This window comes from Variovorax sp. P4_D9, assembly GCF_056401695.1.
In genome coordinates this window covers 1-9,419 of sequence record NZ_JBFUIU010000338.1, presented here as the reverse complement: position 1 = coordinate 9,419, position 9,419 = coordinate 1, and the positions used below count along the sequence as shown (strand labels likewise).

The window sequence follows — 9,419 nt, the reverse complement described above, 5'->3', positions numbered from 1 at the left end:
GCGCCGGCGCCGGCTTGTCGCCCTGCAGCACGACGCGCGCGCCATCCTTCAGGCGGTCGCCGCCTTCGGTGACCACGTCCTCGCCGGCCTTCAGGCCCTCGGTKATCGCCACCACGTCGACCGTGGCCTCGCCGCGCTTCACCGGGCGCACCGACACCGTCCGGTCTTCATTGACCACATAGACGAAATTGCCGTTGGGTCCGATGCGCACCGCGGTCACCGGCACCACGATCGCATCGATGGTGCGCAGCACCATCTGCACATTGACGAACTGGTTCGGGAACAACGGCGTGCCGGTGTTGGCGAAGCGCGCCTTGGCACGCACCGTGCCGGTGCTGGTGTCGACCACGTTGTCGAGCGTCGAGAAGGTCCCGGTGTCGAGCACCGCGCTGCGCACCCGGTCGAGCGCCTTGACCGGCAGCGCTTCGCCCTTCGCGAGCTGGGCCTGGATGTCGGGCACGCGATCCTGCGGCACCGCGAACTGGACGTCGATCGGGTTCATCTGCGTGATCACCGCGATGCCGGTGGTCGCGTTGGCCGTCACAGTGTTGCCCAGATCGACCGTGCGCAGCCCGATCCGCCCGGCCACCGGTGCCGTGACCCGGGTGTAGTCGAGGTTGAGCTTGGCGGCGGCCTCGGCCGCGCGGTCGGTGGTCACGGTGCCCTCGAGCTGCTTGACCAGCGCGGCCTGGGTGTCGACGTCCTGGCGCGCGATCGAGTCCTGGCCCAGCAGCGTGCGGTAGCGCGCCAGTGTGACGCGCGCCGCCTCGAGCTGCGCTTCGTCGCGCACCCGGTTGCCCTGGGCCTGCATCAGCGCCTGCTCGTAGGGGCGCGGGTCGATGCGGGCCAGCAACTGGCCCTTGCTGACGGTCTGGCCTTCGGTGTAGAGCACCTCGGTCAGCACGCCGCCAACCTGCGGCCGGAGCGTGATGGTCGCCAGCGGCGTCACGGTGCCGAGTCCGTCGATCACGATCGGCATGTCGGTGCGCTTGGCGGCCGCGTGGCCGACCGTGGAGCTGGCGCCACCGAAGCTCGGCCGGCCGTCGGCCGGCTCGCCCGAGCGCTTGATCAGGTACCAGGCCCCCCCGCCGAGCGCCAGCACCACCGCGAGCGCCACCAGGCTGCCGACCCAGCGCCGCCGTCGGGAGGGTTGGGGACGGGTCGCGGGAAGGTGTTCGGGGGCGGACTCGGGAACGGGAGACGACATCGGTGAAAGGGCGTGAATACGGCAGCCCATAGTGGAGCGTCGAATCGTAGCGCCCAGCCCCCACGAACCGTAAAGCCTCGGTAAAGCCGGTGTTGACGCCCTGCGTCTGGCGATCACCGAATGCAACTCGCGCCGCCCAGGCGCAATTCGTCGCATGGCCGTGGCGGCCGCCGCGGACGCTCAGCACAGTCCGCCCATCGCCTTCAGGAGCCCGCATGCAGATGTCCCCGGTCATCGCCATCCACCTCGCCGCCGCCGCTTCCGCCCTGGCCCTCGGGCCGGTGGTGCTCTGGGCCCGCCAGAGCCGGACCCAGCGGCCGCGCCTGCACCGCGCGCTGGGCTACGCCTGGGTCACGCTGATCGTGATGGCGGCGCTGTCGGCGCTGTTCATCCGCGACTTCAGGTTGCCCAACATCGGCGGCTACACGCTGGTGCACCTGCTGGTGCCGGCTACCTTCTTCGGCCTCTCGCGCGCCTTCTGGAAGCTCGCCAAGGGCGACATCCGCGGCCACCGGATCGCCATGCAGGCGACCTACATCAGCGCCTGCATCGTGGCCGGCGCGTTCACGCTGCTGCCCCACCGCTATCTCGGCCAGCTGGTCTGGAACCAGTGGCTGGGCCTCGCCTGAGCCTTTCCACACACCTTTTTTGCCAACCCTCAAGGAGCATTCCATGCTGACCCAGGTCTTCCTGCACACCCCGAAGTGGGTTTATGTCCTGTTCGCCACCTTGCTCTGGCTCGGCGCCAGGCAGTTGCTGGCCCACACCGTGAGCCTGGGCCGGGCGACGGTCATGCCGATCGCGATGGCCGTCCTGTCGATCTATGGCGTCGCCTCCGCCTTCGGCGCTTCGAGCCTGAGCCTGCTGGCCTGGGCCGCGGCTGCCGGCGTGGCGCTGACCCTGGTTCTGCAGCGCGGATTGCCGGCCGGCACGCGCTACGACGATGCGACACGCCGGTTCCACGTCGCAGGCAGCGCCGTGCCGCTGCTGCTCATGATGGGCATCTTCAGCACCAAGTATTGGGTCGGCGCCACCCTGGCGATGCATCCGGAGATCCGCCACGACGCCGCCTTCGCGCTGGCCATCGCACTGCTGTACGGCGTCTTCAGCGGCGTGTTCGCCGGCCGCGCACTGCGGCTCTGGAAGCTGGCGATCCGCGAGGATCGCCTGGCGGCCGGCACCACCGGTGCCTGAATTCGGCCCCTGTCTGCACAATCCAGGAAACCTCCATGTCCACCACCGAATCTTCACGCATCGAAGTGCTCGCTCGGCGACGCGCCAAGGCCAAGCTGGGCTGGCTCAGCCATGCGGCGATCTATGCCATCGTCAACCTCGGCCTGATCGACCTGTCGGCGGCGAACAGCCGGGCCTGGGCCATCTACCCGCTGCTGGGCTGGGGCGTCGGCCTGCTGGCCCATGGCGCCGCGGTCTGGCTGCTGCCGCCGGGCGGCGCGCTGCTGGAGCGCATGACGGAACGCGAACGCGCCAGGCTGGACGGCGGCGCCAAGGGAGACCTGTGGTGAAGGCGGGCCGGCGACAGCTGCTGGCGCTGGCCCTGATCGGCCTGCTGGGCCACGCCGCCGCGGCCACCGGCGTCGCGGTACTGCCGGCGCCGCCGGACACCGGCCCGGTCACGGTGTTCTACCCGACCGCCGCCGCACCCGCCCGCTTCAGCCGCGGCCCCTTTTCTCTCGAGCTGGCCGCCGATGCCGCCCCGCTGCGCGGCAACGGCCGCCTGGTGGTGATGTCCCACGGCTCTGGCGGCTCGCCCTGGCCGCAGGCCGACCTGGCGATCGCGCTGGTCGACGCCGGCTTCACGGTCGCCATGCCGGAACACGCCGGCGACAACTACCGCGACATGCGCGATGTCGGCCCCGTGACATGGCGCCACCGGCCGAAGGAGGTCTCGCAGGCGATTGACGCGATGGCCGGCGACGCGCGCTTCGCGCCCTTGCTCGACTTCAGGCATGTCGGCGTCTACGGGATGTCGGCCGGCGGCCTCACGGCACTGACGCTGGCCGGCGCGCGCTGGTCGCCGGCCCTGCTGGACAGCCATTGCCAGGCGCATCTGGCCCAGGATTTCCCGGCCTGCGTGGGACTGGCGAGCGCGCTCACGGGCAGCAGGGTCGACTCCTTGCGCCTGGCCGTCGCTCGCCGCGCGATCCACTGGAAACTGGGTAGCCAGACCACGCTCGAAACCTGGACCGATCCAAGGATCACGGCCGCGGTGGCTGCCGTGCCCATGGCCGCGCCCGTCGACATGGCCTCGCTCGCGGCACCGAGGATTCCACTCGGACTGGTGCGCGCGGGCCGCGACGACTGGCTCGCTCCGCAATGGCACGTCGACGCGGTGCGCGCCGCCTGCGGCACCGGCTGCGTGCTGGTGGCCGACATGCCGAGCGCGGGCCACGGCTCGATCCTGTCGCCGCAGCCGCCCGAGCTGCCGCCCCGCGCGGCCCGGCTGCTGAACGACCCGCCGGGCTTTGACCGGGCCAGCCTGCCAGACGTCTACGGCGCCATCGCCCGTTTCTTCGTCCAGAATCTGGCGCCATGAAGATCCATTGGTCCAGCGTCGGCCGGCATTACCTGCAGGTCATCGCCTTCTGCTGCGTGGTGGCGGTGCTGACCACGGCGATCTGGCCGAACAAGACCTACCTGATGCAGGTCGGCTATGCCTTGTCCGTGGGCACCRTCACCTGGGCCGTCATCGAGTTCGGGCGCTACCTCGTCGACCCGCGCCACTGTCACACCGACGGCAGCGGCGGCCATGGCTGGCCGAAGGGTTGGCGTGGCCTGCTGCTGACCGCCGTGGGCATCGGCTGCGGCTTCCTGGTCGGCGACCGCGTGGGCGATTTCATGTTCAGCTACCCAAACGTCTCGACGCCGCGCGACAACACCATCAGCCTGGTCATCACCATCGTCGCCGGCGCCGCCGCCAGCTTCTACTTTCACGCCCGCGGCAAGGCTGCCGCGCTGACCGCCAAGATCGCCACCGCCGAACGCGACGCCGGCGAAGCCAGGCTCAAGCTGCTCGAGACCCAGCTCGAGCCGCACATGCTGTTCAACACCCTGGCCAACCTGYGCGCATTGATCACGCTCGACCCCCCGCGCGCGGTCGAGATGCTCGACCATCTCAACAACTACCTGCGCGTCACCCTCGCCGGCTCGCGCGCCACCTCGCACCCGCTGGCCTCCGAATTCGATCGGCTGCGCGACTACCTCGAGCTCATGTCGATCCGCATGGGACCGCGGCTGCGCTACACGCTCGACCTGCCCGAGGCCTTGCGCGACCTGCCCGTCCCGCCGCTGCTGCTCCAGCCCCTGGTGGAGAACGGCATTCGGCACGGGCTCGAACCGCAAGTCGAGGGCGGCGAGATCAGCGTCCGTGCGCGGCGCGAAAACCGCGCCGAGGACGGCCAGCCGCAGGTCCGCATCGAAGTCTGCGACACCGGCGTCGGTCTGCGGGCTGCACCTGCAGCCGATGAGGGCGGCTTCGGCGTGACGCAGGTGCGCGAACGCCTGCGCGCGGTCTACGGCGCGCGCGGCACCTTGACGCTGAAGCCCACGGCCGCCGGCGGGACCCTCGCGACGGTCGTATTTCCCACCTGAAGACATGAACGCCACCGCACTCATCGCCGAAGACGAACCCCTGCTGGCCCGGGCGCTGCAGGCCGAACTGGCCGCCGCCTGGCCGGAACTCGGTGTCGTCGCCACGGTCGGCGACGGCGCCAGCGCCGTGCAGGAGGCATTGCGGCTGCTGCCGCAGGTGCTGTTCTTCGACATCCGGATGCCGGGCCTCGACGGGCTCGGCGCCGCCGCCGAACTGGCCGACAGCTGGCCGACCGACGAGGCGCCGATGCCGCAACTGGTCTTCGTCACCGCCTATGACGAATACGCGGCGCGCGCCTTCGAGGCGCAGGCGATCGACTACGTGCTGAAGCCGGTCCAGCCCGAACGGCTGCGCCGGACCGTCGCGCGGCTCAGGCAGGCGCTGGCCGCCCAGGCGCCCGCCGATGCGATCGCGCCGGCCGCGTTGGAGCAGACGCTGACGCAATGGCGCCGGCTGCTGGCCAGCGCCGGTTCATCGGGTCCGGACATCGCCAGCGCTCCGCTCAGGTTCATCAACGCCAGCGAGGCCGGCGGATCGACGGTGCGCATGGTGCCAATCGACGAAGTGATCTACTTCGAAGCCGCTGACAAGTACGTCCGCGTCCTGACGGCCACGCACGAGTACCTGATTCGCACCCCGCTGAAACAGTTGCTGCCCCAACTCGACGCTGAGGTCTTCTGGCAGGTGCATCGCGCGGTGGTGGTGCGCAGCAGCGCGATCGAGGCGGTGCACCGCGACGAAGCCGGGCGGCAGCAGCTGAGCCTGCGCGGGCGCGACGACAGGATTCCGGTCAGCCGGCTCTATACCCACCTGTTCCGTGCGATGTGAAAGCAGAGCCCCCGCGCTCCCAGGCATAAAAAAACCGGCCCGTTCGACGGGCCGGTTTCTTCACGTGTGACAGCAGACAGATTCGGGACAGCTGTCGCTCAGCGATAGTAGCGGTCGTGGCCGTGACCGTGGTGGCGGTAGTAGCCCGGGGCCGGACGGTAATATGCCGCCGGCGGCGCGTAGTAAACGGGGGCCGGACGGTAGTAGACCGGGGGCGCCGGACGGTAATAGACCGCCGGCGGCGGATAGTAGGCCGGCGCCGGCGCCACGTACACCGGAGCGGGTGCGTAGTACGGCTGCGGAGTGGCAACCCCGATCGCGACGCCCGGCACGTTGACGCCGACCGACCAGCCGACGGTCGCACTGGCCGAAGCGGCGGCGAACAGCGTGCCCGCGGCAACAACGCCGGCAGCGGCCCATTTGAAGAACTTGGTGCGGTTGACGTTCATCTTGAAACTCCTGTTGAGGGCGGGGTTTGGCCGCCCATGTATGTATTGAACGCGTGACATGTGAACCCGGTGTACGCCGCTCTGTGAAGAAAGTTGCCAAAGGTAACAGCCCCGGAGCCCGCCCTAGAATGAGCGGATATGACTTCCTCTGCAGACAACGACAGCACCAAGCCGAGCAATTTCCTGCGCCACGTGATCGAAAGCGACCTCGAACAGGGCCATTATTCCACCCGCAAGTGGGGCGGATCCCCAGGGGATGCCACCCATCACGCCCAGGGCATGCAGGATCCGGCCAAGGTCCGCATGCGCTTCCCACCCGAGCCCAACGGCTACCTGCACATCGGGCACGCCAAGAGTATCTGGCTCAATTTCGAGCTGGCGAAGGAATATGGCGGCGTCTGCCACCTGCGCTTCGACGACACCAATCCCGAAAAAGAGGAGCAGGAGTACGTCGATGCCATCCGCGATGCCGTGAAATGGCTGGGTTACGACACCCGCCTGGCCGATAACCCAGCCAAACCGGGCGCGGTCGATGAGCACGTGTACTTTGCGAGTAACTACTTCGACTTCATGTACCGGGCTGCGGAATACCTGATCGCTGCCGGCCTGGCCTACGTCGACGAACAGAGCGCCGAGCAGATCCGGGCCACTCGCGGCGACTTCAACACGTCCGGCACCGACAGCCCGTTCCGCAGTCGCACGCCGGACGAGAACCTGGCGCGCTTTCGCGCCATGCGCGACGGCCAGCTCGATGACGGCGCCGCCGTGCTGCGGGCCCGGATCGACATGGCGAGTCCGAACATCAACATGCGCGATCCGGCGCTCTACCGCATCCGCCGCGCGACCCACCACAACACCGGCGACACCTGGTGCATCTATCCGATGTACACCTTCGCGCATCCGATCGAGGACGCGCTGGAACAGATCACGCACAGCTTCTGCACGCTCGAGTTCGAGGACCAGCGGCCCTTCTACGACTGGCTGCTCGATCGCCTGGCCGAAGGCGGCCTGATCGCCTCGCCGCATCCGCGCCAGTACGAGTTCGCGCGTCTCAACGTCACCCACGTGATCACCAGCAAGCGCAAGCTGCGCCAGCTGGTCGAAGAGAATCATGTCGACGGCTGGGACGACCCGCGCATGCCGACTCTGGCCGGCCTGCGCCGCCGCGGCTACACGCCCGAGGCCTTGAAGCTCTTCTGCGAGCGCTCCGGCGTCACCAAGTCCGGTGGCTGGATCGACTACGCCAGCCTCGAGGCCGCGCTGCGCGACACGCTCGACCCGATCGCGCCGCGCGCGATGGCGGTGCTCGACCCGGTAAAGCTGGTCATCACCAACTGGGACGATCTGATGGGCGCCGGCTTCATCGACGAATGCACGGCGCCGGTGCACCCGCACCACCCGGAGCGCGGCCAGCGCAGCTTCAAGATCGGCCGCCAGGTCTGGATCGAGCGCACCGACTACGAGGACGTCCAGCCCAAGGGCTTCTTCCGCCTGTTCCCGGGCAACAAGGTGCGCCTGAAGTACGGCCACACGATCGTCTGCACCGGGGCCACCCGCGACGCCAGCGGCAGGCTGCAGGAAGTGCAGGCCACGCTGGTGCCCGACACCAAGAGCGGCACGCCGGGCGCGGACGCGATCAAGGTCAAGGGCAACATCACCTGGGTCGCGGCGGCCGATGCGCTGCCGGCCGAGATCCGCCTGTACGAGCGGCTGTTCGCAGCTGCACAGCCCGGCAGCGGCGAGTTGCTCGAGGAACTGAACCGCGACAGCCTCGTGACCTGCCAGGCCTTCGTCGAGCCTTCGCTGGCCAACGCGGCGCAAAGCGGCGCCGGCTTCCAGTTCGAGCGCCACGGCTACTTCGTGGTCGATGCCAAGGCGGCTGCCGCGGGCCAGCGCGTATTCAATCGCGCCGCGGGGATGCGCGACAGCTGGGGCAAGTGAAGCGCGCCATGCATCGCCGATCCCTGCTGCTCGGAACCATGGGCCTGCTGGCGCTACCGGCGAACCAGGCCATGGCTGCACCTGCTTCCGTCGCCGGGCCGACCGACGCCTGGCCGCATGGCGCCCAGGTGCCGGGCGGCGTGGCGCGGCTGTCGCTCGGCCCCTCGCCGACGCGGCCCGAGGCCCGCACCGAAGCCGGCATCCCGGTGCTGGTGCTGGGCGACGCGGTCGAATGGACCGCGCTGGTCGGCATTCCGCTCGGGGCGACGCCTGGCAAGGCCCGCATCACGGTGCGCGCCGGGGACGGCGCCGAGCGGCCGATCGACTATGCGATCGCCACCAAGAAATACAGCGAGCAACGTCTCAAGGTGGCACCGGGCACGGTCGATCTTTCCGCTGCCGACCAGGCGCGCTACGAGCGCGAACGGGTCCATCTCGCGACCGTGATGGCCACCCACACGGAAGCCCACTTGCAGGACCTGCAGATGGAGGTGCCGGTACCGGGCCGGCGCTCCAGTTCCTTCGGCCTGCGCCGAGTCTTCAACGGCCAGTCGCGCAATCCGCACAGCGGCATGGACATCGCAGCGGCCACGGGCACGCCGGTGCTGGCGCCGCTGCCGGGCCGGGTCATTGATATCGGCGACTACTTCTTCAACGGCGGCACCGTCTGGCTCGACCATGGCGGCGGCCTGCTCACGATGTACTGCCACCTGAGCCGCATCGATGCGAAGGTCGGCGATGTGCTCGAGACCGGCGAGCGCCTGGCCGCCGTCGGCGCCACCGGCCGCGTGACCGGGCCGCACCTGCACTGGTCGGTGATGCTGAACCGCGCGATGGTCGACCCGGCGCTGTTCATTGCGGCCTGAGGTTCACAGTGGCCGCGTCAGGTATACCGCTTCGCGCCCGACGATCACCCGCTGCGCCGGCATGAAGACAGTGCAGTCGTCGCAGGGGGCGCGGATCTGGTCCGGCCCCTGGGTGGCGATCAGCTCGCCCTTGGCGAAAGTCTCGAAGCCGATCAACGGCCGCACGAAGCGGAAATCCTTGAACTGGATCATGTGCGTCTGCAGCAGCTCGAAGCGGCGCTGCGGCTCGGCGTCGGGCACGGCCCCTTCCCTCTCGATCAAGCCGAAATGGGCCAGGAAGCGCAGCGTCACCTCGGTCGCGAGGTCGGCCGCGCTCTGCTTGAAGTGCTGGCCGCATTCGACCACCATCGCGGCGCCCGGGGCGTCGGCACCGGCATGCAGGCCGTGCTGGATCAGCGGCGTGCCCGAGCCCAGGCCGCTCGGCATCACGAGGTGCACCGGCGGCAGGCCGATCGCCATCGCCACCCGCGCATTGCGCTCGAAATCGGGGTAGACCCAGAACGGCACCACGTCCTGGC

Annotated in this window: 10 protein-coding genes and 1 pseudogene; 8 read left to right on the top strand and 3 right to left on the bottom strand. The window is 69.3% G+C overall.

All coding sequences use genetic code 11. The features are described 5' to 3' along the window. A partial coding sequence (locus AC1DY5_RS29810; protein WP_478117308.1) for an efflux RND transporter periplasmic adaptor subunit occupies positions 1-1,207 on the bottom strand: 1,207 nt, incomplete at its 3' end. Positions 1,208-1,422: 215 nt separating this feature from the next. Here AC1DY5_RS29810 and AC1DY5_RS29805 point away from each other — a divergent pair. Genes AC1DY5_RS29805 through AC1DY5_RS29780 form a run of 6 tightly spaced genes read left to right on the top strand, consistent with a single transcriptional unit; the run spans position 1,423 to position 5,645 of the window. Beyond that, on the top strand, positions 1,423-1,836 hold the full coding sequence (locus AC1DY5_RS29805) for a DUF2306 domain-containing protein (protein WP_478117307.1): 414 nt from the start codon (positions 1,423-1,425) through the stop codon (positions 1,834-1,836). Positions 1,837-1,879: 43 nt separating this feature from the next. Beyond that, on the top strand, positions 1,880-2,401 hold the full coding sequence (locus tag AC1DY5_RS29800) for a DUF6622 family protein (protein ID WP_478117305.1): 522 nt from the start codon (positions 1,880-1,882) through the stop codon (positions 2,399-2,401). Between the two features lie 35 nt (positions 2,402-2,436). Further along, a complete protein-coding gene (locus tag AC1DY5_RS29795; RefSeq protein ID WP_478117303.1) occupies positions 2,437-2,730 on the top strand; it encodes a 2TM domain-containing protein in 294 nt (97 codons plus the stop codon). Further along, complete coding sequence (locus tag AC1DY5_RS29790; RefSeq protein ID WP_478117301.1) at positions 2,727-3,761, top strand: alpha/beta hydrolase family protein; 1,035 nt, start codon at positions 2,727-2,729, stop codon at positions 3,759-3,761. Before AC1DY5_RS29795 ends, AC1DY5_RS29790 begins: the two co-directional genes overlap by 4 nt. Continuing rightward, the gene (locus AC1DY5_RS29785; protein WP_478117299.1) at positions 3,758-4,816 is read left to right on the top strand and encodes a sensor histidine kinase; all 1,059 of its coding nucleotides are present in this window, start codon (positions 3,758-3,760) and stop codon (positions 4,814-4,816) included. Before AC1DY5_RS29790 ends, AC1DY5_RS29785 begins: the two co-directional genes overlap by 4 nt. Positions 4,817-4,820: 4 nt before the next feature. Beyond that, on the top strand, positions 4,821-5,645 hold the full coding sequence (locus AC1DY5_RS29780) for a LytR/AlgR family response regulator transcription factor (RefSeq protein ID WP_478117297.1): 825 nt from the start codon (positions 4,821-4,823) through the stop codon (positions 5,643-5,645). Between the two features lie 98 nt (positions 5,646-5,743). Here the strand turns inward: AC1DY5_RS29780 and AC1DY5_RS29775 are convergent, their stop codons facing one another. Then, complete coding sequence (locus AC1DY5_RS29775; protein ID WP_478117310.1) at positions 5,744-6,094, bottom strand: hypothetical protein; 351 nt, start codon at positions 6,092-6,094, stop codon at positions 5,744-5,746. Between the two features lie 138 nt (positions 6,095-6,232). On the opposite strand from AC1DY5_RS29775, the gene AC1DY5_RS29770 reads away from it, so the two are divergent. Continuing rightward, positions 6,233-8,035, top strand: a complete 1,803-nt coding sequence (locus tag AC1DY5_RS29770; protein ID WP_478117296.1) for a glutamine--tRNA ligase/YqeY domain fusion protein — start codon at positions 6,233-6,235, stop codon at positions 8,033-8,035. A gap of 8 nt (positions 8,036-8,043) precedes the next feature. Then, complete coding sequence (locus AC1DY5_RS29765; protein ID WP_478117295.1) at positions 8,044-8,901, top strand: peptidoglycan DD-metalloendopeptidase family protein; 858 nt, start codon at positions 8,044-8,046, stop codon at positions 8,899-8,901. A gap of 3 nt (positions 8,902-8,904) precedes the next feature. Here AC1DY5_RS29765 and AC1DY5_RS29760 read toward each other — a convergent pair. Beyond that, positions 8,905-9,419, bottom strand: a pseudogene (locus tag AC1DY5_RS29760) (M14 family metallopeptidase); the annotation flags it as partial.

Bases quoted from the DNA above. Each gene is read 5' to 3' on its own strand.
- AC1DY5_RS29805 (WP_478117307.1), top strand. From the start codon at position 1,423: ATGCAGATGTCCCCGGTCATCGCCATCCACCTCGCCGCCGCCGCTTCC.
- AC1DY5_RS29800 (WP_478117305.1), top strand. From the start codon at position 1,880: ATGCTGACCCAGGTCTTCCTGCACACCCCGAAGTGGGTTTATGTCCTG.
- AC1DY5_RS29795 (WP_478117303.1), top strand. From the start codon at position 2,437: ATGTCCACCACCGAATCTTCACGCATCGAAGTGCTCGCTCGGCGACGC.
- AC1DY5_RS29780 (WP_478117297.1), top strand. From the start codon at position 4,821: ATGAACGCCACCGCACTCATCGCCGAAGACGAACCCCTGCTGGCCCGG.
- AC1DY5_RS29775 (WP_478117310.1), bottom strand. From the start codon at position 6,094: ATGAACGTCAACCGCACCAAGTTCTTCAAATGGGCCGCTGCCGGCGTT.
- AC1DY5_RS29770 (WP_478117296.1), top strand. From the start codon at position 6,233: ATGACTTCCTCTGCAGACAACGACAGCACCAAGCCGAGCAATTTCCTG.
- AC1DY5_RS29765 (WP_478117295.1), top strand. From the start codon at position 8,044: ATGCATCGCCGATCCCTGCTGCTCGGAACCATGGGCCTGCTGGCGCTA.